The following is a 26,523-nucleotide window of genomic DNA, read 5'->3' as shown; positions in this document are numbered from 1 at the left end:
AACTTCTCCGCGGGTCAAACCGCCGTGCAGTCAGGCCGTAGCCAGTCGAAGACAGGGAGCTTTTTCGCAGCCAGCCAATCGGCGGAATAGAGAGTCGAGAGGTAGCGGAAGCCGGTATCGCACAGGATCGTCGCCACGCGCTTGCCGGGCCCAAGTTGCTTGCCCAGCGCGACCGCTCCGGCAACGTTGATCCCCGACGAGAGACCGAGGCACAGTCCTTCTTCGCGCAGAAGCCGGGCGACCCACGCCAGCCCCTCCTCGTCGGAGATACGGAATTGCATATCGACGGGAGCGCCCTCGAGGTTTCCTGTAACCCGGCCCTGTCCGATGCCCTCGGCGACCGAGCTGCCCTCCGCCTTGAGTTCGCCGGTCGCGTAGTAGCTGTACAGCGCTGCCCCGTGTGGGTCGGTTAGCGCGATGACGATGTCTTCGTTACGCTGCTTGAGCCCCATGCCGACCCCCGCCAGCGTACCGCCGGTGCCGACGGCGCAGGTGAACCCGTCGATGCGCCCTTCCAACTGGTCCCACAGCTCGACTGCGGTGGTCTCGATATGCGCCTTGCGGTTGGCCGTATTGTCGAACTGGGCCGCCCAGATGGCGCCCGGCGTCTCCTCCGCCAGCCGACGGCTCGTGTGAACGAAGTGGTTGCAGTCGGAATATTTGGTCGGCGGCACGAGGACGAGCTCGGCCCCAAGCGCCCGGAGCGTCGCCATCTTCTCCGCCGACTGGTTGTCCGGCATCACGATGATCGTGCGGTACCCGAGCGCGTTCGCCACAAGGGCAAGGCCGATCCCGGTGTTGCCGGCCGTCCCTTCGACGATTGTGCCGCCAGCCTTCAGCTCGCCGCTTTCTTCGGCATCTCGGACGATGCCGAGCGCCGCTCGGTCCTTCACGCTGCCGCCGGGGTTCAGGAATTCGCACTTGCCCCAGATCTCGCAGCCCGCCTCGGCGCTCGGGCCGGCGAGAAGGACGAGGGGGGTGTTTCCGATGAGATCGAGCGTGGTGGTGCGCACGGGAATGCCAGTCATAGCGCGCTAGCTAGAGTTTGGTCCCGCGGCGGACAACGCAGTTCCGGTTTGCGAACCGCTACTCAGTCTTGCCCTCAGTCTTCCTGGGCGATGGTAACCTTGAGACCGTCGAGGTCGGCAGTCAGCGGGACCTGGCAACCGAGGCGCGAGTTCTCATCGCGGTGGTCGCTCGATTCCAGCAGGTCGTCCTCATCCTCGCTCATTGCCGGAAGCCGGTCCTTGAAGGCCGGATCGACGTGAACGTGACACGTCGCGCAACTGCAGCAACCGCCACACAGCGCGAGAAGCTCGTCGAAGCCGTTGTCACGGATAGCCTCCATTACGGTGAGGCCGTCGGCCGCATCGACGGTCGATTCTTCGCCGGCTCGGTTGACCACGATCAGCTTGGGCATGGGAACTTGCGTCCTTGTCGATTTGCTTCGGCGCGGCTGCTAGGCACTGCCAACAATTTTAGCAAGAACGCCACTCTGGCAAGAATGGGACATCCGATGGGGCTCAGCGCCGGGCAGATCAAGCACAGTCTCGACACGGTCGCCGCGCGCGAACCGGCGATTGCGCGCGCGCTGGAGGCGGCGGGCTACCCCGAACCGCGGATCCGCGAGCGCGGCCACGTGACCCTGTTGCGTGCGATCGTCGGCCAGCAGGTCTCGGTCGCGGCGGCGGCGAGCATGTGGAACAAGCTCGCCGCCGAGGTGGGTGAGGATGTCGATCCCACGGAGCTACTTGCGCGCGATTTCGACACGTTGCGCGCCTGCGGCCTCTCGCGGCAGAAGCAGGGCTACGCCCGCTCGCTATGCGAGCTCGTCGCGGCGGGAGCGATCGACTTCGACGCGCTGCCCGCCGACGACGAGGAGGCGATCGCCCAGCTCACGCAGATCAAAGGCATTGGTCGCTGGACCGCCGAGATCTATCTGCTGTTCGCCGAAGGCCGCCCCGACATCTGGCCCGCGGGCGATCTCGCGGTCCAGGCGGGCCTCGGCAAGATCCTCAAACTGGAGGAACGGCCCACCGAAAAGGAAACCCGCGCGCTGGCCGAGGACTGGCGGCCGCACCGCGGCGCGGCGGCGATCTTCACCTGGCACTGCTACAACAATCCGGCGCTTTAGCTCGGAGGCTTAGGTTTACGGTTGCAAGACAGGTGGAGCCCCCATTTGCTTCCCGTCCCGTATGCGTCCATCCTCCGGCCGAACGAAGGAGGGAATCGTATGCCAGTCTGGGCTGAAGCAGCATTCTATTTGGGGGTCCTGGGGCTTCTTGCAGGCATCTACAGCAAACTGAGCTTAGCCGTAGACCGCATTACGAAATAGTATCGCGACCACGTTCTCCTAGTGAACCTGTAACGTCCGCAGTGGGTCGTTTGCAGTAATCCATAGCAGTTGCTGAACGCACGCTCGAACGCGTAGCAATCCGCCACTCACCGCGCTAACCCGCTACCAAAGGGAGTGTGGGCATGAGCGTGCGGAAAGCGATCTTCATCACCGGCGGCGGATCGGGCATCGGGCGGGCGATCGCCGAGCATTTCGCGCAGGCCGGGTGGTTCGTCGGGCTCGGCGACATCGACGCCGCGGGGATGACCGAGACGCAGGCGCGGATCGGCAACGGGTTCACTTTCGCGCACAAGTTCGACGTGCGCGACCGGGCGGCGTGGGACACCGCGCTCGAGGCGTTCTCGATGGCCTCGGGCGGGCGGATCGACGTGCTCGCCAACAACGCCGGTATCCCGCTGGGCGGCTCGCTCGACACCAACACTACCGAGGAGATCGAGCGCTGCCTCGACATCAACCTGAAGGGCGTGCTGTTCGGCGCGCAAGCCGCGCTGCCGCACCTCAAGAAGACTGCGCCGGGATCGTGCCTGCTCAACACCGCGAGCGCGGCGGGCATCTACGGCACCGGCGGCGCGAGCGTCTATTCGGCGACCAAGTTCGGGGTGCGCGGGATCACGGAAGCGCTCGACGCCGAATGGGCCGAGCACGGCATCAAGGTACGCGACCTGATGCCCGGGTTCATCGACACGCCCCTGCTCGACCATTCGCCCAACCAGGGCAGCAACGAAGCGATCCGCGCCCGGGTGACCGAGGCGGGGCTCGAGATTACATCAGCGTTGGTTGTCGCCCGGGCTGCTTGGGATGCGGTGCACGGCGACAAGTTGCACACGCTTGTCGGCAAGACCGCGAGACGGATGGCGTTCGGCGCGCGCTGGATGCCAGGTCGCGTGCGCAAGCAGGCGCGCGGCCAGGCTAGGCCCTTAGGCCAGTAACGCGTCAATCGCCTTGGCCATCTCGACATCGCGCGCGCTGAGCCCGCCGGCGTCGTGGGTGGTGAGCTCGATCTCGACCCGGTTATAGACGTTCGACCATTCGGGATGGTGATCGGCCTTGTCGGCCAGCAGGGCGACGCGGGTCATGAAGCCGAACGCCTCGTTGAAGTCGGCGAAGCGGAGGCTGCGCGCGATGGCCTTGCCTTCGCGGGAGGCGGCCCATTCGGGCAGATCGGCGAGCGCGGCCTCGCGCTCGACTGCAGTCAACTCGGCAACGGCCACTCGGCGTTCTCCTCAGGCGCTTCACCGCCGGCGCGCGCAAGCAGCAGATAGCCCGCCGAAAGCGCTGCGACCAGCACCAGCCCTAGCAAGGTGTAGAACGGCTCCTGCACCACGAACACTAGCAGCAGGATCAGGTTGAACGCCAGCGCCGCCCACGCAGACAGCGGATAGAGCGGCATCCGGTAGGGCCGCGGCATTGTGGGCTCGGTCCGCCGCAGAACAATCGCCGCCAGCGCGACGATCACGAACACCCCCTGCGACAGGGCGGTGGCGGTGGCGTTGAGCGCGATATAAGCGTCCGACCACAGGAATGCGGCCGAACACACCGTCGCCAGTAATAGCGCGCGCAGCGGAGTGCCGCGCCTGTCGACCCAGGCGAGCCCGCCGGGCAACATACCGGCTCTGGCGCTGGCGAAAACCACCCGCGTGGTAGTCATCAAGCTGAGGTTGGCGATCGCCCCGACCGACAGCACCCCGAACGCAGTGAAGATCAGATCGCCGTTGGCCCCAAACACGCCCTTCGCCGCATCAGCGGCGGCGAAGTCTGATGCCGCCAGCGCCTCGGGCGTCAGCGAGTGCATCAGCGCCAGATTGACCGCCAGATAGAGCGCCGCGATGCCGAGGATGCCGCCAAACAGCGCGCGCGGGATCGCCCGCCCGGGGTCGTCGATCTCCTCGCCGTAGACTGACAGGTCGCCCCACCCGTTGTAAGCGCTGACGATCACCAGAATCGCCGCGCCGAAGCCAAACCAGCCGCGGGTGATCGTGGCCGGCGGCGGCCCGGCGTCGACCGCGCCGGGCTGCGAGAACAGCGCGACCACGAGCGCGATGAGCACCGCGCCCTTAAGGGTCGAGAAGACGATCTGGACCACACCGCTCGCGCGCGTGCCGATGGCGTTGAGCAGGAGGAACAGAACCAGTATCAGGCTCGCAATCGCGCCCGGCCCCCACCGTCCGCCGCCGACTCCGAGGCGCACGAGGAATTCGCCGGTGACGAACGCCAGCAATGCGACCGACGCGAGGTTGAGCAACACCATCGTGTATGCGGTCACCGCGCGCATGGGGTGGCCGAACGCGCGCTCGGCGAACGCGATCGGGCCTCCTGCCCGCGGGATCGCCGCAGCCAGCTCGGCAAGGGGCAGCGCGGCGAGAATAGCCAGCGCGGCGCCGAGTGCCCACAGGCCGATCAGCACCGCCTCCGACCCGCTCGCCTGCGCGACGATTCCCGGCGAGCGCAGGATGCCCTGGCCGACGACGCTGCCGACCACTGCGGCCAGCCCGAACGCCAGCCCCAGTACGCGCAGCAAGTGATTGGCGTGAGACTTCATGGCGCTTCCCCCCGGAGCGCGACCGGGGACCGGTGTGCCCCGCATCGCGTTAGCGGGCAAGCGATTGCTTGGCACACTTCGTCGCCGCCCCTATGCCCGCGCCGATGCAGCCGCGCCTGACCGTGCAAGACCTCGCCTGCCGCCGCGGCGACCGGGTGCTGTTCCGGGGGCTGTCGTTCGATCTCAGGGCCGGAGATGTGCTCCACGTCGCGGGCGCGAACGGGGTGGGGAAGTCTAGCCTCCTCCGCTTGCTCGCGGGGCTCTCGCGCACGTTCGAGGGCACCGTCGGTCTATCGGGCAGCGTCGGCCTGATCGACGAGCGGCTGGCGATGGACGAGCACCTGCCGCTCAGCGCGGCGATGCGATTCTGGGAGCGGCTCGACGGTTGTACCGATCCCACCATGCCGCTCAGCGCAATGGAGCTGCAAAGCCTCGCCGACGTGCCGGTCCGCTTCCTGTCGACCGGCCAGCGTAAGCGGCTCGCGTTCGCCCGGCTGCTCGATGCGCTGCGCGACATCTGGCTACTCGACGAGCCCTTGAACGGGCTCGACGACACCGCCCGCGCCAAGGTCGAGGCGCTGGTCGCGCTGCATTGCGGGGGCGGCGGCATCTGCGTGGTCGCCTCGCACCAGCCGATGGCGCTGCCGGGTGGCGCGCGCCGGATCGAGTTGAGGGACTTCGCCGCGTGAGCGCATTCGCCGCCTTGCTCCGCCGCGACCTCGGCCAAGCGTTCGGCGGTGGACGCGGCGGGCCGTGGCTGCCGACGCTGTTCTTCGTCGCCGTGGCGGTGCTGTTTCCGTTCGCGGTCGGGCCTGACGCGCCGCTCCTCGCGCGGACCGGCGGCGGGGTGCTGTGGATCGCCGCGCTGCTGGCCGCGATCCTTCCCATCGACCGGTTGGTCGCACCCGATATCGAGAGCGGCACATTCGATCAGTTGGCCTTGCGCGGCATTTCGGAGGAACTGGTCCTCTTCGTGCGCCTTTTGGCTCATTGGCTGAGCTTCGGCCCCTTGCTCCTGATTGCCACGGTGCCCGCAACGGCGCTGCTAGGGGTTCCATGGGAAGCGACGGAGACGTTGCTGCTAGGGCTCGCGCTCGGCACGCCCGGGCTCGCCGCGATCGGCCTGGTCATCGCGGCGCTGACAGCAAGCGTGCGAGGCGGGGCGGCATTGGGCGGCATGCTGCTCATTCCGCTGGCCGTGCCGATCCTGATCTTCGGCGCAGGCGCCCTCGCCCGGCCCGATAACGCGGGCCTCGCGCTGTGCGGCGCGATCAGTTTGGCGCTGTGCGCGGTGGCTCCGTTCGCGGCCGGCGCTGCGGTGAGAGCAGCGCGCGAACACTAGTCGTAGGGCGGCTTGTGCCTGCCCGTCGGGCTCAGGGTGAAGATTTCGCAGCCGTCTTCGGTAATCCCGATCGAGTGTTCGAACTGGGCGGAAAGGCTCTTGTCGCGCGTCACCGCGGTCCAGCCGTCGTTGAGGAGCTTCACCCATGGCCGGCCGAGGTTGATCATGGGTTCGATGGTCATGAACATGCCGGGGCGCAGTTCCGGCCCGGTACCGGCCTTGGCGGCGTGGACCACTTCGGGCGCGTCGTGAAACAGGCGGCCGAGGCCGTGGCCGCAGAACTCGCGCACCACTCCATAACGCTGCTTCTCGGCATGCGCCTGGATCGCCGCGCCGATGTCGCCGAGGCGGTTGCCGGGCTTCGCCTGCTCGATCCCGAGCATAAGACATTCGTACGTGACTTCGACCAGCCGCTTGGCCTTCAGCGGCACGTCGCCGACGAGGTACATCCGGCTGCTGTCGCCGTGCCAGCCGCCGAGCAGCGGGGTCACGTCGATGTTGACGATATCGCCGTCGCGCAGCGCCTTGTCGCCGGGGATGCCGTGGCACACGACGTGGTTGATCGAGATGCAGCACGAGTGGGTGTAACCGCGGTAGCCGAGCGTCGCCGGCACCGCGCCGCCGTCGAGCGTCATCTGCCGCACCACGTCGTCGAGCTCGCCGGTGGTCACGCCGGGCTGGACCATCGGCGCCAGCGCGTCGAGGATTTCGGCGGCCAGTCGCCCGGCCTTGCGCATGCCTTCGAAGCCCGCCGGGCCGTGCAGTTTGATCGTGCCGTCGCGGATGACGGTCTCGTCGCCGGTGACGACCTGGTACTGTGTCATGCGCCGTCAGATAGCGAATGAAGCGCTCGATTGCGACCCGGAGTATTATGATTGCTTGCTGAAAGCCGCTCGATAAGCCGGTTTGACCGCTTCGAGCATCGCCGCGGTGATCGGAAAGTCGAGCTCGTAGGCGCCTTCGGCGTAGGATCCGGCGACATAGGGCCCGAACCAGACCGTTATCCTGTCGAACGTCTTGCCGTTGGACGAGCCCACCAGCACGGTCGCTTCGTCGAGGCCCGGACACTCCGGGAACACCGAGCCGCCGCCGGCGGGCTCCATGCCCTTCTCCACCCGCGCCCTGCCGAGCTCGGTGCAGAGGGCATCGCCCATCGCGCTTCCGAGGTGCCGTGGCGAGAGGAACAGCTCGGCCGATGACAAGGCCCGGCCTTTCGCTCTGTCCCACACCAGCCCTTCCAGGCCGTACATTCCGTGCGCGCCGCCCGAGTAGTTGTGGAACGCGTTGGACAGGCTCAGATAACCGGGCAAGTCGGCGACGACCTCCCATTCCTCGCCGTAGCTGTGCGGATTGAAGGGATAGCCGTTGGCCTGGGCATCAGCACGCGCAGAACGGGCTTCGGCAGTCATCTCGTCCTTCACCTTCGTCGCATCGCCCTCGATCCGCCTGGCGAGTACCGGGATGCGCGCCACGGCGGCCGGGTAGGACAGTTCGAAGCTGAAGAGGTCGCTATCCTCGGCGACCTTCTTGCCCTGCGCGGTCGATGAAATCGCGGATGCCGAGGCGGTCGATTGCGCCGAAGGGTCGCGCTGGCCGGTCCGCTCGGCCACTTCGGCGGGCGACGAACAGGCCGCCAGCAACATCACGACCAGCGGGCGACAATCCATTGGCATTCTCCGGCGAGGCGCTAGGAAACCACGTATGAGCAAACCCGTCGAGCTAATCCAGCCCGATCGCGGCCAGGCGGCCATCGCGATCCATCTGGTCAACAAGGACAATTTCGCCACCTGGGCCAAGCCGTTGGGCACCGGCCAGAAGGCGGCTCTCGCCGCGCAGAAGTTCGACGGCGGCGGCTACCAGGTGGGAATCGTTCCGGACGGCGACGGATGGTTCGCCGTGGGCGGGGTGGCCGATCCGGCCTCGCTGTCGAGCTGGTGCATGGCCAAGCTCGCCGAGGCGCTGCCGGCCGGCACGTACCGCCTGGCGAGCGGCGAGCCCGGCCCCGCGCTGTTCGGCTGGCAGACCGCCCAGTACCGCTTCGTCCGCTATCGCGAGGACAAGGACGCCCCGGGTCCGCGCGTGCTGCTGACGAAGGATGTGAAGGCGATCGAGCCGATGGTGGCCGAAGCGCAGGCGAGCATGAAAGTCGCCACGCTCGTCAACACCGCGGCCGAGGACATGGGCCCCGCCGCGCTGGAGGCGGAGGCCGAGGCGCTCGCCAAGGCCTACAAGGCCAAGCTGTCGGTGACCAAGGGCGAGGCGCTGGAGCGCGAATACCCGATGGTCCACGCGGTCGGGCGCGCCGCCTCGCGGGAGCATGCCCCGCGGCTGATGCATCTCGTATGGGGCAACGAAAAACACCCGGTGCTGGCGATTGTCGGCAAGGGCGTATGCTTCGACAGCGGCGGGCTCGACATCAAGCCGGCGAGCGGCATGCTGCTGATGAAGAAGGACATGGGCGGCGCCGCGCACGCGCTGGCGCTCGCCGGCCTGGTAATGGGCGCAGGTCTCAAGGTCCGGCTGCACCTGCTCGTGCCCGCGGTCGAGAACGCGATCTCCAGCAACGCCTTCCGCCCGGGCGACGTATTGCGCAGCCGCAAGGGCCTGTCGGTGGAGATCGGCAACACCGATGCCGAAGGCCGCTTGATCCTCGGCGACGCGCTGACCCGCGCCAGCGAAGAGAAGCCGGACCTGATCCTCGACTTCGCGACCCTCACCGGGGCGGCCCGGGTGGCGTTGGGCCCGGATCTCCCCGCGCTGATGACCAGGCGGGACGAAACCGCCGAGGCGCTGACGACCGCGGGCAAGGCGGTGGACGACCCTGTCTGGCGCCTGCCGCTGCCTGAAAGCTATCGCGAATGGCTGAAGTCCGACACGGCAGACCTCAACAACAGCCACACCAACGCCTTCGCGGGCGCCAGCGTCGCCGGGCTGTTTCTCGACCGCTTCGTCGGCGACGGCATCGACTGGGCGCACTTCGACACGTTCGCCTGGCGTCCGAGCGCCAAACCGGGCCGGCCCAAGGGCGGTGCCGCGCTGGGCCTGCGCGCCGCGTGGCACATGTTGCAGGCGCGCTACGGGTAAACTTGCCGATAAGGACTGCGCACTATAAGCGCGCCGGCGTGCACCTCGAGGCTTATCCTGAATCGTGACCGACGCCGGCCAGTACCCGTTGCCGCAAGGCCAGCTGTCGCTTTCCGGACCGGTTGCGCGGCCAGCTGTCGGAACGATCGCCATCCGCGGCGATCTGGCGCACATCGCGCTCGCGCAGCGGTATTTGTGTGCCCACTACGTGGTGCCCCAAGTGCGCGCGATCGGATCGGAGGGCGCCGTGCTGCTGTGCCAGCCGCGCGAGGGGTCGGACGAGGTGATCCGGCTCGCCGCAGGAACTCCATTCGAGGCGCTCGATTACGCCGGCCCCTGGTGCTGGGGCTGCCTCGCGCCGGAAGGACCGTCCGGCTATCTCTACACGACCGAGCTCGAGCCCGAGGACTGATACGATGGCGGCGACCGTCTTCATCGACGGCGCGGTCGGAACGACCGGGCTCGAGATAGCCGACCGGCTCGCGGGCCGCAGCGAGTTCACGCTCTTCGTGCTGGACGATGCCCGGCGCAAGGATCCTACCGCGCGGGCCGATGCGCTCAACGCCGCTGATTTCGCCATCCTCTGCCTGCCCGACGACGCCGCGCGCGAAGCGGTGGCGCTGATCGATCCGGCCAGCAAAGTGCGGCTGATCGACGCCAGCTCGGCGCACCGGGTCAGCGAAGGCTGGACCTTCGGCTTTCCGGAAATCGTCGGCCGCGATGTCGTGGCGGGCGCGGTGCGGGTGTCCAACCCGGGCTGCTATTCCACCGGCTTCATCGCGCTCGTCGCCCCGCTGGTAGCCGCCGAATTGCTGCCGGCCGACTGGCCCTACACCTGCCATGCCGTGTCCGGATATTCGGGCGGCGGCAAAAGCCTTATCGCCCGCTTCGAGCAGGACCTGGACATTGCCTGGCGCGGGTACGCCCTCGAACTCGGCCACAAGCACGTGCCCGAGATGCAGGCCCATTGCGGTCTCGCGCAACCGCCGCTGTTCTCCCCCGCCGTGGTGCCGGCTCACCGGGGCATGGTGGTCGAAGTGCCGCTTCCCCTCGCCGCGATGGCTGGAGCGGCGAGTCCGGCCGAATTGCGCGCCGCCCTGTCCGATCACTACGCCGGCGGCGTCGTCGTCCGCATTGGCGCCGAGCCCGAAGGCGAAATCCTCCTTCGCCGCTCGCGCCGGCCATCGGACACGATGGAACTGCACGTCTTCGCCTCGGCGGATGGCGCGCAGGCCCGGCTGGTCGCGGTGCTCGACAACCTCGGCAAGGGAGCCAGCGGCGCGGCGGTCCAATCGCTCAACCTGATGGCCGGTCTCGACGAGACCGCAGGGCTGCGGCTGCCCTAAATTTAGGCAGCAGTTGCCTTAGCAATGCGCAGGCCGGTTTGGCGGGCGGAAGAATCTTTCGCGCGGGGGCCGGTCGGCGGTTCGATTTCGCCTGAAAGCGCCTTTAATCCGCAAGCGCGATGGCCTAGCCACTCGCGAGCTCCCTTGGCACGATTCTTGATACTCAAGCCGTAGGGATTTCAACCACCGCCGGGCGTCCGGTGCTGCGGCACGGGGCGCGACCGGCTCGACGCGCGCCATTGTGCGCATTCGGGGGTCACGTGAAAAAGATCGAAGCGATCATCAAACCGTTCAAGCTCGACGAGGTGAAGGAAGCGCTGCACGAAGTTGGTGTCTCGGGCATCACCGTCACCGAGGCCAAGGGCTTTGGGCGCCAGAAGGGCCATACCGAGCTTTATCGCGGCGCCGAATACGTCGTCGACTTCCTGCCCAAGGTGAAGCTCGAAGTCGTCGTTCCCGATAGCCAGGCCGAGCGCGTGGTCGAGGCGATCGCCGCCGCCGCGCAGACCGGCCGCATCGGCGACGGCAAGATCTTCGTCTCCACTATCGATTCCGCCCTGCGCATCCGCACCGGCGAGAAGGACGATGCCGCCATCTAGTTAAACTCCCTCTCCCCGGACGGGAGCGGACACCAAAGAGGAAGTGAAATGTCGAACGCCAAGGAAGTCCTCAGCCAGATCAAGGAGCAGGAGATCGAGTGGGTCGACCTGCGCTTCACCGATCCGCGCGGCAAGTGGCAGCACCTCACGATGGTCAGCTCGACTCTCGACGAGGACCAGCTCGAGGACGGCCTGATGTTCGACGGCTCGTCGATCGGCGGGTGGAAGGCGATCAACGAGAGCGACATGATCCTGAAGCCGGACCTCGGCGCGGTCTACGTCGATCCGTTCAGCGCCACGCCGATGATGATCATCTTCTGCGACATCGTCGAGCCCTCGACCGGCGAGTGGTACGCCCGCGACCCGCGCTCGACCGCCAAGCGCGCGGAGAACTTCCTCAAGTCCACCGGCCTCGGCGACACCGTCTACGTCGGCCCGGAAGCCGAGTTCTTCATGTTCGACGACGTCCGCTTCGAGGACGGTTACTCCGCGAGCGGCTATCGCATCGACGATATCGAGCTGCCGACCAACACCGGCCGCGAATACGAGGCGGGCAACATGGCGCACCGCCCGCGCGCCAAGGGCGGCTATTTCCCGGTCGCCCCGGTCGACAGCGCGGTCGACATCCGCGGCGAGATGGTCGCGACGATGATCGAGATGGGCCTGCCGTGCGACAAGCACCACCACGAGGTCGCCGCCGCGCAGCACGAGCTCGGCCTCACCTTCGGCACCCTGGTCGAGACCGCCGACCGGATGCAGATCTACAAGTACGTCGTCCACCAGGTTGCCCACGCCTACGGCAAGACGGCGACCTTCATGCCCAAGCCGATCAAGGACGATAACGGCAGCGGCATGCACACCCACATGTCGATCTGGGACGGCGGCAAGCCGCTGTTCGCCGGCAACGGTTACGCCGGCCTCAGCGACATGTGCCTCTACTTCATCGGCGGCGTCATCAAGCACGCCAAGGCATTGAACGCGTTCACCAATCCCACCACCAACAGCTACAAGCGGCTGGTCCCGGGGTTCGAGGCGCCGGTGCTGCTGGCGTACTCGGCTCGCAACCGCTCGGCGAGCTGCCGCATCCCTTACGGCGCGGGCGAGAAGGCCAAGCGGGTCGAGTTCCGCTTCCCCGATGCGATGGCCAACCCGTACCTGTGCTACGCGGCGATGCTGATGGCGGGGCTCGACGGGATCCAGAACAAGATCCACCCCGGCGACGCGATGGACAAGAACCTTTACGACCTGCCCCCGGCCGAGCTCGCCGAAGTGCCGACCGTGTGCGGTTCCTTGCGAGAGGCGCTCGAGAGCCTCGAGGCCGACCACGACTTCCTCTTGAAGGGCGACGTGTTCACCAAGGACCAGATCGACGCTTACGCGGAACTGCTGTGGAACGACGTCAGCCGCTGGGAAACGACCCCAAGCGCGGTCGAGTACGACATGTACTTCAGCGCGTAAAGCACGCCATCAAGCAGCGAAGCGACAGGGCGACAAAAGCGGGCGTCCGGAGCGATCCGGGCGCCCTTTTGCTTGCTCAGGTCACGGCGGTGGCGCTCGCCGGGGCCGCAGCCGGGGGCGAAGGGCGGCGGCTTCTCAAGCGACGGAGGAGGATCCCGCCCGCTCCGGCGAACGGCTTGGCCATGCTTCGCACGAAGCTGTGCGGACTGTACGGCAGGTCGGGCACCCCGAAGCGGTGCACCTCGGGCCGGGCCCCGGGCACGTAGAGCGTCCCGAACAAGCGATCGAAGATCGCCAGGCTGTTGCCGAAGTTCCGGTCGTAATGCGCGGGATCTGCCGAATGGTGCACCTGGTGATGAGCCGGGCTCAGGAAGACGCGGCCCCAGCGCTCGCCGAAGCCGATCCAGAAGTGCGTGTGATGGAGATGCGTCAGCAGGACCGCCGAGCCCAGCAGCAGCACATTGGTTCCGGCGATCGTGAACGGCCGAGCGGCTCCGCCGGCAAGATAGTCGCACAGCCCCGTCGCCAGGCCGGTGAACGCCGCGGCGATATTGTAGAACACGATCGTGTCCACCGGGTGCACCCGGAAATTGGTCGCCAGCGACAGGCTCTCGGCGCTGTGGTGGACCTGATGGAACTGCCATAGGACGGGCAACTTGTGGCTGAGGAAATGGTCGAGCCAGTAGGCGAACTCGTAGGCGAAGAAGATCGCCACGGTGGCGACCGTCGCGAGGACCGCCGCCGGGAGCGGGGGGCCATCAACTTCCCCGAATACCTGATCGAGCGCCAGCCCGACCCATGACGACACCGCCGCCTGGCCGACCACCAGCCATCCGAACAGGATCATGCCGAGGCCGATGTTGAACACGGCGAAGGCGGCATCCGTCCGCCCCGACGGGCTGCGCCAGATCCGTCGCGGGACGAGCGCCCGCCATAATGCGCCCGTGCGAACGGGGCGGTCTGCGCGCCGGCCGTGCAGCGTCCATGCGGCGGCGATGGCGAGCGTCACCCCCAGCGCGAGCAATGAATAGCTCGACCCCGCCGAAAGCAGCATCTTCGCGAAGGCGCCAGCGGCGCTTTGTCCGCTTTCGATCACCAAACGCCAGGCCTGTGGCAGGAAGGGCAAATCCTCCATGAGCCCGCCTTAGCCGCGCACCATCAACCAATCGTTACGCGTTGAGGCCCGGTACCGGACGGAGAAGCCGGCCGCGCCCGCCGGTTACTGCGACTAGCGGCGCGCGCTTTCCCTCGCTAACACGGCCTTCGAGGGTACGGCGGAGCGCAGTTTGTCGGATCGAATTTCCGGGTCCCCCCGCGTGGACGCCCGCTTTGAGGATAACGAGGCCGAGCTGCGGCTGATCGCGAATTCGCTTCCGGTGCTCGTCTCCTATGTCGACGGCGAGCAGCGCTATCGCTTCGTCAATCGCGCCTACACCGAGTGGTTCGGGGTGCAGCGCCAGGACATCCTTGGCCGGACGATGCGCGAAGTGCTGGGCGAGCCCGCCCACGAGGTCCTGCGCGGGCGGATCGAATCGGTACTGGCGGGCCACACCGTCAAGTTCCAGGCGCTCACGCCTTACCGTGATGGCGGTGAGCGGTTCATCGACGGGACTTACGTTCCTCGCCTCGCGCCCTCCGGCGAGGTCATGGGGTTCTATGTCCTGGTGTCCGACATCACCGATCAAAAGCGCGCCGAAAGCGCCCTCGCCGCGAGCGAGGCGGTAGCCCGCGCGCAGGCCGACGAGCTGGCGTCGCTTTACGATTCCGCCCCGGTCGGCCTCGGCGTGCTGGACCGCGACTTGCGCTACTTGCGCGTCAACGAGCGGCTGGCCGAGATCAACGGCATTCCGGTCGAGGCGCATATCGGCCGCACCATCCACGAAGTGGTGCCCGATCTCAACGATCAGGCCGTCGCTGCCATGGAGGGGGTGCTCCGAGGTGAGAAGATCTGGGGGCTGGAGTTCGCCGGGGTCACTCCTGCCCAGCCGGGCGTGGTGCGCACCTGGCACTCCAACTGGCTGCCCCGGCGCGATGCGGAAGGCGAGATCGTCGGCGTCGTCCTCTCGGCGGAGGAGACCACGCAGACCAAGGCGGCGGAGAACGCGCTGCAGGAATCGGAACAGCGGTTCCGCAACATGGCCGACCACGCACCGGTGATGATGTGGGTGACCGATCACGAGGGGGCCTGCACTTATCTCAACCGCGCCTGGTACGCGTTCACAGGTCAGAGGCGCGAGCAAGCCGAGGGGTTCGGCTGGCTCGATGCGGTGCATCCGGACGATCGCCAGTGGTCGGGCGAGGCCTTCCTGGCGGCAAACGTGCGGCAAGAAGCATTCGAGCTGGAACACCGGCTTCGGCGGCACGATGGCGAATATCGCTGGGCGATCGACGCCGCCGCCCCGCGCTTCGCGTCCGACGGCCAATTCCTCGGCTACATCGGCTCGGTGATCGACATCCACGAGCGCAAAGCCGCCGAGCAGGTGCTGGAGCAGCGGATCGAGCAGGCGCTGGCCGACCGCGCCGAGATCGATGCGGCCCGCAGGGAAGCCGACGCGCTCTACCGCGCTTATTTCGAGAACACGCCCGAGGCGCTGTTCGTAATCGGCGTCCAGCCTGACGGCTCATTCGTCGTCGAGGAAACCAACGCCGCACACGAGGCCGGCCTCGGCATGAAGCTCGCCGACATGCAGGGGCGGCGCGTCGATGAGATTCTTCCCGAGCCGATTGCTGCGCGGGTCATCGAAACGTACCGGCAGGTCGCCGAGACCGGCACGATGCTGCAGTACCGCGAAGTGTTCGACCTCAACGGCGTGCCCGAGCACTGGGATACCGCGCTGGTTCCGATGCGCGACGACAGCGGACGGATCGTGCGATTGATCGGCTCAAGCCGCAATGTGTCGCGGCAGGTGCTCGCCGAAGAGGCGCTGCGCCAGTCGCAGAAGATGGAAGCGATCGGCCAGCTTACCGGGGGGGTGGCGCACGACTTCAACAACCTGCTCACTCCGATCGTCGGCGCGCTCGACGTCCTCCAGCGCCGGGGCGTGGGCGGCGAGCGCGAGCAACGGCTGCTCAACGGAGCCATCAAATCGGCCGAACGCGCTGCGACGCTGGTCCAGCGCCTGCTGGCCTTCGCCCGGCGGCAGCCGCTGCAGTTGCAGCAGGTCGACGTCGGTCCGCTGATCGAAGGCATGGCCGAGCTGATCGCCGGCACGATCGGCTCGCGAATTCGCATCGAGGTGAAGGTGGGCGAGAACATTCCAACCGCGCACGTCGATCCCAACCAGCTCGAAATGGCGATCCTCAACCTCGCGGTGAATGCGCGCGATGCCATGCCCGGCGGCGGCAGGCTCACCATCGCGGCGGCAGCGGCTGAGGTCGACCGCGAAAGCCCGGGGGAGCTGGCTCCGGGTCGATACGTCCGGCTGTGCATCGCCGACGACGGCATGGGCATGGACGAGGCGACCCTCGCCCGCGCAACCGAACCGTTCTTCTCGACCAAGGGGATCGGCAAGGGCACCGGGCTCGGCTTATCGATGGTCCACGGCCTTGCCTCGCAGCTCGGCGGCACGGTGAAAATTCGCAGTGCGCCCGGCGAAGGAACCACGGTCGAGGTCTGGCTGCCGGAGGGCGGGAGCGAGGTGGCGGAAGCGACCGCCAGCCAGGCACAGGAGTGGGCGCCCGGCCAGGGGACCGTCCTGTTGGTCGAGGACGAGGTGCTCGTGCGCATGAGTACCGCCGACATGCTGAGCGACCTCGGCTACGAGGTGGTCGAAGCCGGCTCGGCCGAGCAGGCGATCGAGCTGCTGGCTGATGGGCTCAAGCCGCAGTTCCTGGTGACCGATCACATGATGCCCGGCATTTCGGGCACCGAACTGGCGCGCCGGGTGAGGCAGGACTTTCCTTCGTGCCGGATCCTGCTGGTCACGGGCTATGCCGACAACAGCGAGATCGCCAGCGGGTTCGCGCGCCTCGGCAAACCGTTCCGCAACCTCGACCTTGCGGCCAGTCTCGCGGCGCTCTGACCGGCGCCCCAAAAAAACCATTTTCCTACAGCGGGCAATCCGGCTTACTTGCCCGGCCTCGATTTCCTCGGAGGCCCCCCGCATGCACCGCAAGACACTGTTCGACGCTATTCGACGCATCCTCGGCCGGGGGTTCACCCAGGCTGAGGTGCGCACACTCGACCGGGCCATCGATAGCACCACGCCGGCCCCGGAGTTTGATTGTCTGGACTGTGCACCATGCGTTCCAAATCCAACAGCGAGCCCGCTGGCCGTTTCGCGGCGTGGCCTGGCCCTGATCAAGCAGTTCGAAGGTTGCGCCCGCCTCCGCCCTGACGGACTGGTTGAAGCCTACCCCGACCCCGGCACCGGCGGCCTGCCGTGGACGATCGGATGGGGGGCCACCGGCCCGGACATCGGGCCTGACACGGTCTGGACCCCCGAGGAATGCGACGAGCGGCTCGCTGCCGACGTCGCGCGGCACGCGGCCGATGTCGTCCGCGCCGTCGGCGATGCGCCGACTACCCAGGGGCAATTCGATGCGCTCGTCAGCTTCCACTACAATACCGGGGCGATCGCCCGCGCAACGCTCACCCGTCGGCACTGCGAAGGCGACTACGCCGCGGCCCAGCGCGAGTTCGGACGATGGAACCGCGGCGGGGGGCGGGTCCTTGCGGGGCTCGTTCGACGGCGTGCGGCCGAAGCGCACCTCTACCGGTCAAGGTAATCCATGTTAATGCCTTAACCGACGTTCATGGAACCTAGTGGGCGACGACGCCGTTCCTCAGCGCGAAGGAGATACACAATGCGCAACTTTCTGATTGGCGCTGCCGCAATCGCCATGGCTGCCACGGGCGCGATCGCCGATCCCGGCAAGGGAGGCGGCGGCGACAAAGGCAGCGGCAAGGAACACGCTGGGATGAACCACGGCGGTGGCAAGCCCGCCAAGGGCCCAGCAATGCGGGAGGCCAAGGCCGAACGAGGCCCCGCCGTTCGCGAAGCAAAAGCCGCCAAGCCCGACCGCGGCCCCTCGATGAGCGCCGAGCGCAAGGCCGACCGCGGTAACGAGGCCCGCGCGGACAAGGGCGACAATCGCGGCGGCGGCCAGTTCAAGGAAGATCGCCAAGAGCGCCGGGTGGATCGCGACGTTCGCATCGACCGCCAGGTCGACCATTTCGACGACGACGGCGTCCGCATCCGCGACGTCCGCCGCGTAGCCTTCGACGACGGGCGTCGCGGGCTGATCGACGGGTGTCCCCCGGGCCTCGCCAAGAAGAACAACGGCTGCATGCCGCCGGGGCTCGCCAAGCAGCGCGGGTTCGACGGCCGCAATCCGTATTACCAGCCGTCGTGGTGGGGCTACGATCGTCTCGGCGACGGGCGCTACTTCTACGACGACGGTTACCTGTTCCGCATGGGCAGCAACAATTCGGTCCTTGGGTATATCCCGTTGCTCGGTGGCGCGCTGTCGGTCGGCAACCCCTGGCCGAGCTACTACCAACCGGTATCGGTCCCCGATTACTACGTCGATTACTACAATCTCGGACCGGACAACGGCTATCGCTATGCCGACGACGTGCTCTATCGCGTCGATCCGCAGAGCGGGGTGATCGATTCCATCGCCGCCCTCCTGACCGGGGACTCGTTCGCGGTCGGTCAGCCGCTTCCGCGGGGCTACGATGTTTACAACGTGCCCTACGGGTACCAGGATCGCTACTACGACAGCGTCGATGCCAACTACCGATATGCCGACGGCTACGTGTACCAGGTCGATCCGCAGACCCAGTTGATCCAGGCGATCATCGAGTTGCTGGTATGACTGGGTTGCGCAACGTTCGCCGGCTTACCGCTGCCGCGCTGCTCGCCGCCGTCGTCCCACTCGCGGCTTGCGGCGAGAAGGCGGCGACGACCGAGGAAACCGCGAACGCAACCGACGCGGGCGACCAGACGCTCGCGGCGGCCATCGGCGAGGCGCCCGGGCTGACCACCATCGCGGGCGCCTTGTCCGAGGCCGGCCTCGCCAGTGTGTTCGACGGGCCCGGTAGCTATACGGTGCTCGCGCCCGACGACGACGCCTTTGCCAAGCTCGGGGAAGGCCGCGAGGCATTGACCGCTCCCGCGCGGCGGGCCGAACTCGTCGCCATCTTGCGCGGGCATGTCCTGCCCGGGCACCTGACACCCGCTGCCATCAAGAAGGCGATCGCCGACAAGAAGGGACCGGTCACGATGACTACCCTCGCCGATGCCGAGGTAACCTTCAGCGCGGCGGGCGATGCCATCACCGTCACGGCCGCCGACGGCTCCAAGGCCACCATCAATGGAGAGCCGGTGGTCGCCAGCAACGGCGTTGTCCTGCCCCTCGACGGGCTGATCAAGCAGGTGCCGTCGGCGCCCGCCGGATAATCGCTCCTAGGTTTCCAGCGAGACGCCCGGGCAGCTTCGGCTGCCCGGGCGTTTTGCGCGGTGCTAGTAGTCGCGGCTGGCCTCGACCTCGATCGACTCGCGGCCGATCGTCGAGATGCTGCCGAGGATCGACAGCCACGAGGTGATGCGGAATTCCGCCTCGGTCGCGCTGTAGCCTCGCCCATCGGTGATGATTTCGACATAGAAGCGGCGGCCGATGTTTTTGCCCAGCGCGATCGAGGTGCCTCGGCCGAGCGCTGGGTCCGCGCTGACGATCCGTAGCCGGTCCAGCCCGATGGCCGTGCGCAGGCGGTTGATGGGGTCCATTCCCCCGCCCCCGCGCAGCGACGCGGCGGCCGAGCCGAGCTGGAGGACGTCGGTCGCCGAAAGTTCGGTGATCGAGCCCCCGAACAGCAGGCGGGCGAGGATTTCCTCTTCGGGCAAACCGGGGTTCGAGGCGAAGGTGATCTCTGGCTGCAGCGCGCTGCCCTGCACCTTGACCGTCACGTCGAGGCCGTCCTCCTCGGTCTCGGCGACGATGTCGAGGCGGGGATCGATCGGCGTGTTCTCGTCGAAGCGAATGACGCCGCGTGTCAGTTCGAAGCGGGTCCCGGCAAACGAATAGTCGCCGCGAACAACGCGCGCCTCGCCGCCGATGCGGGGGTTCTCGGTGGTGCCGCGAATGAGCACGTCGGCGGCCCATTCGCTCTCCAGGCCCATGCCGTCGACGTCGACCCGGGCCGGCGCCCGCGCGTCGATCAGGTAACGCCAGGGCTGGCTGGCAACGGCGCGCGGCGCGACATCATAAGGCAGGTTGATCTCGCGCGTCTTGATCTGCGGCAGCCGCTGGTCGGCCGCCGCCGTGCCCAGGCGCCAACTCGCCCGGTCGACGAGCAGGCGCCCGGCGATGGTTCCGCCGATCCCGTCGGACACGATCCTCATGGGGCCCGTGACCGTCGCGCTCAACCCGTTGGCGTCAAGCAGGCGCGCATTGCGGGCGGCAATGCGGATGTCGAGTTGGGCCCCCCGCTGGCCGAGATTCTCCAGCACGACGGTGCCGCTGCCGCTTACCGCCCCATCGTTGGGGGTCATTCCGCGGAAGCTCGTGATGCGCAGGCGCGAACCCGAGAAGGTTCCGCGGGCTTGCACATTGCGCAGGTCCGTGCCCGACAGGCTCGAGCGCAGGCGGAGATCGTTGCTCGCGAGCGAGCCGCGAACCCGCGGGTTGGCCAGCGTCCCGGTGACGTCGGCAGCCACTGAGAGCGGCCCCGTAAGGTCGAAGGTGTCGATCGCCGCCAGGCGCCAAAGAGCATCGGCCGGGCCGTTGTAGCGCAGCTGCGCGAACAGGTCGCCCGCGCGGAGCCTGTCCATCAGCGCGCCCGAGGCGGGCAGGCCGGCGATACGCCCTTGAAGGCGGCCCCGGCGCTGCCCCCCTTCGTCGATCACCGCGCGGGTTTCCAGCCGGTCGGGAGTCAGCCGGAGCACCAGCGCCAAGTCCATCGGCCGCGACGTAAGCACCAAGCCGGAGCGGGATAGGCCGGCGACCTTTACACGGGCTTCGCCGGTTGGCACGCGGCCGGCGACGCTCGCATAGTCAACGACCCCGGAAATCTTGCCGCCGAGGCCGAGATCGGTGAAGATATCGACGACCGACAGCGGCATGTCGGCCATCTGCACCCGCGCGACCGTGCGTCCCCCGCCGAACTCGCCGGAGCCGATGAGCGAGCCGCCTGCGAAGTTGACTTGCGTCGGTTCGAGCTGCCAGCCGCCGTCGCGCTGCTTCACCAGCACGGCACGGCGGGGCATCGAGATCGCGCGCCCGGCGAACTCACCGCGAGCCGCCACTGCCACACGGTTGGGTGCGACGTTAGCATTCAGTTGAAGCGCAAACCGCCCGCCGCGCCGCCCGGCGATCGAGGCGGTGACGATACCGCTGCCGTTCTCGAGGTCGGCGCGCGCGGCGAGCCGTCCAATGAACAGCCTGCCGTAGGAAATGCCTTGCGCGAAGACATTGCCACCGATCGTGCTGCGCCCGTCGACCAGCAAGCCGCTGGCCTCGATGTCGGCGCGGCCGATCGAGATCGGCGTTTCGCCGCCGAAGGTCGCCTCGCGCGCGGTGAGGTTGACGTCGAACGCCTGCCCGCCGGCGCGCGGTGCCAGTGCGATGGTTCCATCGAGCCCGCCGCCATTGAGCGCCAGCGTGCCGGCGACCGCGCCTGTTCCGAGCGTCAACTCGCCCGCGACCGAGGTCTTCCAAACGTCGAGCTTGCGGATCACCAGCCGGGTCGCCCCGCGCGCCGGGGCGAACAGGTCGATATTGCCGTTGAACGGCCCGAGTAGCGACTGGCCCCGGGTCTCTATCGCGAAGCCATCGTCGATCGGGGCAATCGCGACGCGGACATTCTTGAGGCCCGCTGATGGAAGCGGATCAGCGAAAACAAGGACCGCCTCCGGACCCCGCGCAGTGTACGCCCCCTCGACCGTGAACGGCCCGTAATCGATGTGTCGCCCCCGGCCGGCAACGCTCGTGCGCCCGGGCCTGATCATGCCGTCGAGTACCAGATCGAGCTTCGCCGCATCGATCCGCACGCCGCGGAAGTCGAGCGGCCGCGCGCCCCCAGTGGTGATGCCGCCGCTGAAGGCGATGGCGGGCCCCGCGAGGTTGGCGAGAGTGGCATTCGTCACGCGCGGGATGCGTCCTCGGAAGTCCGCGGTCAGCGTCCACGGGTTCCTGCCGAATGTTGCGGCGATTGTCGCCCCGCCGTTGACGGTGCCGATATTGGCAAGGGTGAGGCCATTGGCCGTGACGGGTCCGGAAACGCGGTAGTCACCGGCCGCCGTATCGCCGGCCACTGCGAGCCGCGCGGTGGCATTGGGAAATGCGATGGATATTCCGTCGGAAGCCAGCCGGGTCCCCTGATAGATCAAGGTGCCGGTTGCGGTACCGTTCAACAGTCGGGGGTCGACCTGAGCAATGCCTGTCACCACACGCGCCACTTTCGCGGCGATCGGGAGCGTCCAGCGAGTTCCGTCATAGTTGGCGACCCCCTGCTGGGTCAGTCCGACGACCTGCGTAGTCCCGGTGACGAACCGGGCGAGCTGCAGACGATGATCGATCGTGAGGTCGCGAAACGCCCCGTCGATGGTTGCCGAGACCCGCGCACCTTCCACGCGGGTTCCGGGACCGAACAGCTCGGGGTTCTTGATCCGCCCGGTGACTTGGAGCCCCGCGACATTCTCGCCGAGGTCGAGCGACCCGCGTGCCGATCCCGCTACGCCGCGTCCCACAAGCCGGACGGAGCCCTCCATCACGCTGTCCTCCAAAGTGCCAGTCGCCTTGTAGGACACCAGCGTTCCCAGCGCGTCGCGCAGCAGGCCCGCTTCGAGTGCCGGCTGCGGACGTGCCTGGCCGAGGATGGTGTAGCGACCTGCGGCATTGGTCACCCGGAACGCAGCGAAATTCGCGCCGTCGCGCGTGACATACCCGCCCCCGTTCCAACGGCTCCACCTGCCATCGCCGAACAAACGTGCGCGGAATCCGGCCTTGGTCCCGACCAGTCCTGCGATCACGCCGCCCTTCGGCGCGAGATAGTCGAGTTCGAGATCGAACTTGTCTCCATCGGGCTCGGCATCCACCAGCGCGCGCAACCGATCGAAGCGGCCCAGGCGTGCGTCGGCCCGGACAAGCACTTTACCGTCCCGGATATCGGCGTTGGCAAGCAGGTTCGCCTTCTGCGCGGTGGGACCGGCAACGCCCTTGGCTATCGTGAGGTCGCGGATCTGCAGTTTATCGATCCTGATGTCGAAATTAGGCAGGATCGGGGCGTCCGGGTCTCCCGGGTTAAGCTGCGGTAGGCGATTGAGTGTGCCGCGGTGCGTGGTGAGTTCGCGCACATCGAGACCGCGAGCGAACCAACTCATCGGGCGCCAGTCCAGCTCGACAAGCGGGATGGTGAGAAAACGCCCCTTGGGATCCGACAGCGTCACGTCGTGCAGACGCGCCTTGCCATAAAGATTGCCGTCGATGCGGCCGATCGAGACCTCGAGCCCCGAGGCAGGCGACACCTGGGCAATCTGATCGACCACCCAGCGCTGCCCGATGGGGCTGTTCAAAAGGGCCAGTGCAGCGACTGCCAAAAGCAACAGACCGCCGACGATGCCGACGAGCCACTTGCTCGCTTTTCGAGCGCGGTGAAACCTGCGGCGCACTGGTGCCGTCCCTTCGGGACTTGCCGTGGTTGCCGCGTCGTCGGCCATCAGAATGCCTGTCCGAGCGAGACGTACACCGCGATGCGGCTATCCTGCGGGCCCGGGTTGATCGGTGTCGCGACGTCGAACCGCAAGGGGCCGAACCCGGTGTTGTATCGCACGCCCACGCCGGCGCCGAAGCGAACGACGTCGAAGTCGGGAGTAACCGACTGGCTCACGGTCCCGGCATCCAGGAACGGTACGACCGACAGCGCGCCATCGAAGAACTTCGTTCCGATCCGCGCTTCGATGGCACCTTCGACCAGCGAGCGGCCACCCGTGGGGTTGCCACCCGCGTCACGCGGGCCGATCGCCTGATAGCCATATCCACGCACGGACCCGCCGCCGCCCGAATAGAGGCGCCGCGACGGCGCGATGTTGTTTAGCTCGGTCCCGGGAATGGCGCCCAATCGTACCCTGCCCGCCACAACCACACGGTCGGTGACCTGCTGATAGTACGAGGCATCAAACTGGCCGCGCAGATAGAAGCTCTCCATGCCTTCATTGCGTGAGACTTCGGGGGATAGCCGGGTGCCGGCGCGAAAGCCCTTGGTCGGATCGAGCAGGCTGTCGGTGGTATCGACGAGCGCGTAGAGCGGGATCGCTCCCACGAAGAAGGTCTCGCGCGGCTGCTCGAGGCCATTCACTGGCTGGGGTCGCTCCGACGTGGCGACCGCTTCCAGACCGACGGACCAGCCGAACGGCTTCTGGAACAGCAAAGTGGACAGTCGTTCGTACGTGCCGATCATCGACAGCGTGCGTGCGTCGTACGCGTCGCTCGAGATGGTGGAGGCGAAAGCGTCCACTGTCAGGACCTTATCGCGTCCGCGGAAGTTGTTCTTGCGGAACGTCACCCCGGCAAGTTGTTGTTGCGTGCCGGCAATTCCCCGCACGCGCAGCATGCCTTCTGGCGGGAACAGGTTACGGTGCTCCCAGCTTGCTTCAGCGCGGAATCCTTCGCCCGTTCCGTAACCGATGGCGCCGGCAATCGTGCGTAGCTTGGCCTTTGTCATCTCGACGTCCAGCGCCACTTCACCCGGCCGGTCGGCGGAAGGTTCGGTTACCTTCCGGGGAGTGACCGTCACCGAGGAAACGAGCCCTGTCGAGATGATCGCTCGCCTCAGGTCGTATTCCAGACTGCGCTGGTAAACGTCGCCGGGCTCGAATCGGGCAATCGTCGCCAGATGCTTCCCCGACATGAAATCAGGCAGGTTCGAGACGACTTCGCCGAAGGCGAACTTGCCATTCGGCCTCACCTTGAGCGTCAGATCGCCTTCGCTTCGCGCATGGTCGATCAGGAGCTCCGGCTCGTCGATCTCGGCGAAGGCATAGCCCGTCTCGCCGAGCGCACGATCGAGATCGAACTGCTCGGTAACGATGGTGTCGCTTGAGATCGGATCGCCGCTCTCGATTTCGAACACCGAGCGCAACACCGACCCGTCGACGGCACTCAACAGTTCGCCGAGGTCGATTGCGCCGAAGCGGTAGCGCGTTCCAGGGATCAGGTCGAAGCGCACCACCGGTTGCTCGGCGCCCGGCTCCTCGCCGGGGATGCCTCCTCCTACCGTACGGATGACCTGGCCGTCGTAATAGCCGTAGACCCGAAGCATCGTCCCCAGCAGATCCTGGTCCGATTTCGCACGCGCGGCGATCTGGGCGATGTTGTCTTCGTCGCTGTCGAGCTCGGCGATGGTCGAGAGCTGCTCGAAGCGCTCTGCGAATTCCTCACGCTGCGGGAACGCTTCCTCTTCGGGGGGGAAGGCGAGCGCAAGTTCCGGGGTTATCTGTACGACGTCCGCATCGGCGAGGCCGGGCTGGGTCCCGCCATCATCTTCGGCGTCGGCGAACTGGATGCTGTCATCCGGTTCGAGCGGAGCGAGCAGCGGCAGTTCGAGCGGGTCGGGCCAAGGGACGTCGATCGGCGGCAGATCGGCCAGCGGTGAATTGGGATCGACTTCCTCGGCCAGCGCCGCCTCGGCTGCAGCGTCTTCCTCGGGTGCCGCGGGGGCCCCCTGCTGCGCCCATTGCTCCGGGTTCTCTACCGCTGCATCCGGTATCAGATCTTCAAGCGATAGCGGCGCCGACCGATCTTGCGCGTAAGCTGATGCGGGCGCGAGCGCGAAAGCCGCACAGGCAAGCGCCAGAAGAGCCCGGCTACTCGGCGAGACCGAATTGAGGCAGCGCGGCGTCCTTGGCAGGACTGGCACTGGGGCGTGGACCCGTTCTGGCGTTGGCTGCGGAGGCGATGAGAGCCTCATGCCGCTCGGGCGAAACCCGGCGCCATCCGTCCCGCCCGAGAAGCTCGATTGGCCGATAGCGGATCTTGTACTGCATGCGGTCAGACCCCTCGACCCAATAGCCGAGATAGACGTACCCGAGTCCGTCGGCAGCAGCCCGCCGGATGTGATCGAGGATGATGTAGTTGCCAAGACCCGTCCGCGCCTCATGTTCTGGGTCGTAGAAAGAATAGATCATCGACAACCCGTCACCCTGCCGGTCTGTCAGACATGCGCCAACCAGGCGGCCCGGTGTTAATCCCTCGGAGGGCTCCCGATATTCAATAACATAGCTTGTTACCGGGGTGTGTTCCACCATGTCGGCGTAGTCAATCTCGTCCATCGCGGCCATTCCGCCGCCCGGATGGCGAGTGCCGAGATACTTGCGAAGGAGATCGAATTGCTCGCCGGTGGCCCACGGGCGGCATTCGCTCGCCACGAGGTCCGAATTGCGGCGCAGGTTGCGCTTCTGCGTCGTCGACGGCGAGAACTCGCCGACCGGGACACGAACCGAAACGCATGCCTGACACTCTAAGCAGCTTGGCCGGTAGGCAACCGTCTGGCTGCGGCGGAAACCGATCCGGCCGAGCGCTTCGTTCAACTGGTCGGCATGCGGACCCTTGAGTTCCGTGAAGACCTTCCGCTCGCTTCGGCCCGGCAGATAAGGGCACGGCGCGGGGCTCGTAACAAAAAAGCGGGGGAAGCGAACGGGTGCCGTCACGGCTTTGCCAGGTTCCTCTTCTTCGCGCGGGTTGAGTCGGGTCGCGATTTCTACCGACGTATGCCCGCAGCAGGCCGTCGGTAAAATACCTTTAACCATCTATCTCGGTTAACGGAAACTTAGTTTGCACAGTTGCGAAGTAGTTTCCAG

Annotated in this window: 23 protein-coding genes; 13 read left to right on the top strand and 10 right to left on the bottom strand. The window is 67.0% G+C overall.

From position 1 onward, the window contains the following. Window positions 1-14 precede the first annotated feature (14 nt). Window positions 15-1,028, bottom strand: a complete 1,014-nt coding sequence (locus ACWPM1_RS04960) for a cysteine synthase A (protein WP_455693730.1) — start codon at window positions 1,026-1,028, stop codon at window positions 15-17. Between the two features lie 74 nt (window positions 1,029-1,102). After that, the gene (locus ACWPM1_RS04955; protein WP_455693729.1) at window positions 1,103-1,420 is read right to left on the bottom strand and encodes a 2Fe-2S iron-sulfur cluster-binding protein; all 318 of its coding nucleotides are present in this window, start codon (window positions 1,418-1,420) and stop codon (window positions 1,103-1,105) included. 96 nt (window positions 1,421-1,516) lie between these two features. On the opposite strand from ACWPM1_RS04955, the gene ACWPM1_RS04950 reads away from it, so the two are divergent. Together ACWPM1_RS04950 and ACWPM1_RS04945 are read left to right on the top strand one after the other, a co-directional pair. Beyond that, window positions 1,517-2,134, top strand: a complete 618-nt coding sequence (locus ACWPM1_RS04950) for a DNA-3-methyladenine glycosylase family protein (RefSeq protein WP_455693728.1) — start codon at window positions 1,517-1,519, stop codon at window positions 2,132-2,134. Between the two features lie 344 nt (window positions 2,135-2,478). Next, entirely contained in the window at window positions 2,479-3,285 is an 807-nt protein-coding gene (locus tag ACWPM1_RS04945) for an SDR family oxidoreductase (RefSeq protein ID WP_455693727.1), read from the top strand. On the opposite strand, the gene ACWPM1_RS04940 is transcribed toward ACWPM1_RS04945, so the two are convergent. Together ACWPM1_RS04940 and ACWPM1_RS04935 are read right to left on the bottom strand one after the other, a co-directional pair. Then, complete coding sequence (locus ACWPM1_RS04940) at window positions 3,274-3,567, bottom strand: 4a-hydroxytetrahydrobiopterin dehydratase (RefSeq protein ID WP_455693726.1); 294 nt, start codon at window positions 3,565-3,567, stop codon at window positions 3,274-3,276. The genes ACWPM1_RS04945 and ACWPM1_RS04940 overlap by 12 nt on opposite strands. After that, window positions 3,549-4,895: an APC family permease gene (locus tag ACWPM1_RS04935; protein WP_455693725.1), complete on the bottom strand. Its 1,347-nt coding sequence runs from the start codon at window positions 4,893-4,895 to the stop codon at window positions 3,549-3,551. Before ACWPM1_RS04935 ends, ACWPM1_RS04940 begins: the two co-directional genes overlap by 19 nt. Before the next feature lie 104 nt (window positions 4,896-4,999). Here ACWPM1_RS04935 and ccmA point away from each other — a divergent pair, with 104 nt between their 5' ends. Both ccmA and ACWPM1_RS04925 read left to right on the top strand, forming a co-directional pair. After that, window positions 5,000-5,584, top strand: coding sequence for a heme ABC exporter ATP-binding protein CcmA (gene ccmA / locus ACWPM1_RS04930; RefSeq protein ID WP_455693724.1), 585 nt, complete (start codon window positions 5,000-5,002; stop codon window positions 5,582-5,584). Further along, on the top strand, window positions 5,581-6,237 hold the full coding sequence (locus tag ACWPM1_RS04925) for a heme exporter protein CcmB (RefSeq protein ID WP_455693723.1): 657 nt from the start codon (window positions 5,581-5,583) through the stop codon (window positions 6,235-6,237). Before ccmA ends, ACWPM1_RS04925 begins: the two co-directional genes overlap by 4 nt. Here the strand turns inward: ACWPM1_RS04925 and map are convergent. Both map and ACWPM1_RS04915 read right to left on the bottom strand, forming a co-directional pair. Then, entirely contained in the window at window positions 6,234-7,061 is an 828-nt protein-coding gene (map, locus tag ACWPM1_RS04920; protein ID WP_455693722.1) for a type I methionyl aminopeptidase, read from the bottom strand. The genes ACWPM1_RS04925 and map overlap by 4 nt on opposite strands. A gap of 45 nt (window positions 7,062-7,106) precedes the next feature. Further along, window positions 7,107-7,904, bottom strand: a complete 798-nt coding sequence (locus tag ACWPM1_RS04915) for a DUF4163 domain-containing protein (protein WP_455693721.1) — start codon at window positions 7,902-7,904, stop codon at window positions 7,107-7,109. 34 nt (window positions 7,905-7,938) lie between these two features. On the opposite strand from ACWPM1_RS04915, the gene ACWPM1_RS04910 reads away from it, so the two are divergent. From ACWPM1_RS04910 to glnA, 5 genes are all read left to right on the top strand, one after another. Then, window positions 7,939-9,321 carry a leucyl aminopeptidase family protein gene (locus ACWPM1_RS04910; RefSeq protein ID WP_455693720.1) on the top strand — a complete coding sequence of 461 codons (1,383 nt, stop codon included), beginning with the start codon at window positions 7,939-7,941 and terminating at the stop codon, window positions 9,319-9,321. A 64-nt stretch (window positions 9,322-9,385) separates the two neighbouring features. Then, complete coding sequence (locus tag ACWPM1_RS04905; protein ID WP_455693719.1) at window positions 9,386-9,733, top strand: hypothetical protein; 348 nt, start codon at window positions 9,386-9,388, stop codon at window positions 9,731-9,733. 4 nt (window positions 9,734-9,737) lie between these two features. Next, a complete protein-coding gene (gene argC, locus ACWPM1_RS04900; protein WP_455693718.1) occupies window positions 9,738-10,667 on the top strand; it encodes an N-acetyl-gamma-glutamyl-phosphate reductase in 930 nt (309 codons plus the stop codon). Between the two features lie 260 nt (window positions 10,668-10,927). Next, window positions 10,928-11,266 carry a P-II family nitrogen regulator gene (locus ACWPM1_RS04895; RefSeq protein WP_455693717.1) on the top strand — a complete coding sequence of 113 codons (339 nt, stop codon included), beginning with the start codon at window positions 10,928-10,930 and terminating at the stop codon, window positions 11,264-11,266. A 48-nt stretch (window positions 11,267-11,314) separates the two neighbouring features. Further along, the gene (gene glnA / locus ACWPM1_RS04890) at window positions 11,315-12,724 is read left to right on the top strand and encodes a type I glutamate--ammonia ligase (RefSeq protein ID WP_455693716.1); all 1,410 of its coding nucleotides are present in this window, start codon (window positions 11,315-11,317) and stop codon (window positions 12,722-12,724) included. 76 nt (window positions 12,725-12,800) lie between these two features. Here the strand turns inward: glnA and ACWPM1_RS04885 are convergent, their stop codons facing one another. Further along, window positions 12,801-13,859: a sterol desaturase family protein gene (locus tag ACWPM1_RS04885; RefSeq protein ID WP_455693715.1), complete on the bottom strand. Its 1,059-nt coding sequence runs from the start codon at window positions 13,857-13,859 to the stop codon at window positions 12,801-12,803. Between the two features lie 181 nt (window positions 13,860-14,040). Here ACWPM1_RS04885 and ACWPM1_RS04880 point away from each other — a divergent pair, with 181 nt between their 5' ends. From ACWPM1_RS04880 to ACWPM1_RS04865, 4 genes are all read left to right on the top strand, one after another. Next, entirely contained in the window at window positions 14,041-16,746 is a 2,706-nt protein-coding gene (locus tag ACWPM1_RS04880) for a PAS domain-containing protein (protein WP_455693714.1), read from the top strand. A gap of 82 nt (window positions 16,747-16,828) precedes the next feature. Next, window positions 16,829-17,452, top strand: a complete 624-nt coding sequence (locus ACWPM1_RS04875; RefSeq protein ID WP_455693713.1) for a lysozyme — start codon at window positions 16,829-16,831, stop codon at window positions 17,450-17,452. Window positions 17,453-17,530: 78 nt separating this feature from the next. Beyond that, a complete protein-coding gene (locus tag ACWPM1_RS04870; protein WP_455693712.1) occupies window positions 17,531-18,544 on the top strand; it encodes a hypothetical protein in 1,014 nt (337 codons plus the stop codon). Next, window positions 18,541-19,128: a fasciclin domain-containing protein gene (locus tag ACWPM1_RS04865; protein ID WP_455693711.1), complete on the top strand. Its 588-nt coding sequence runs from the start codon at window positions 18,541-18,543 to the stop codon at window positions 19,126-19,128. Before ACWPM1_RS04870 ends, ACWPM1_RS04865 begins: the two co-directional genes overlap by 4 nt. A 63-nt stretch (window positions 19,129-19,191) precedes the next feature. On the opposite strand, the gene ACWPM1_RS04860 is transcribed toward ACWPM1_RS04865, so the two are convergent. Genes ACWPM1_RS04860 through ACWPM1_RS04850 form a run of 3 tightly spaced genes read right to left on the bottom strand, consistent with a single transcriptional unit; the run spans window position 19,192 to window position 26,373 of the window. After that, window positions 19,192-23,385 carry a translocation/assembly module TamB domain-containing protein gene (locus ACWPM1_RS04860; RefSeq protein ID WP_455693710.1) on the bottom strand — a complete coding sequence of 1,398 codons (4,194 nt, stop codon included), beginning with the start codon at window positions 23,383-23,385 and terminating at the stop codon, window positions 19,192-19,194. Beyond that, window positions 23,385-25,583, bottom strand: a complete 2,199-nt coding sequence (locus ACWPM1_RS04855; protein ID WP_455693709.1) for an autotransporter assembly complex protein TamA — start codon at window positions 25,581-25,583, stop codon at window positions 23,385-23,387. Before ACWPM1_RS04855 ends, ACWPM1_RS04860 begins: the two co-directional genes overlap by 1 nt. Further along, window positions 25,531-26,373, bottom strand: coding sequence for an arginyltransferase (locus tag ACWPM1_RS04850; protein ID WP_455693708.1), 843 nt, complete (start codon window positions 26,371-26,373; stop codon window positions 25,531-25,533). Before ACWPM1_RS04850 ends, ACWPM1_RS04855 begins: the two co-directional genes overlap by 53 nt. Window positions 26,374-26,523: the final 150 nt, after the last annotated feature.

The sequence above is a fragment of the Tsuneonella sp. HG249 genome, from assembly GCF_053819205.1.
This window is presented reverse-complemented; position numbering and strand designations above follow the sequence as displayed.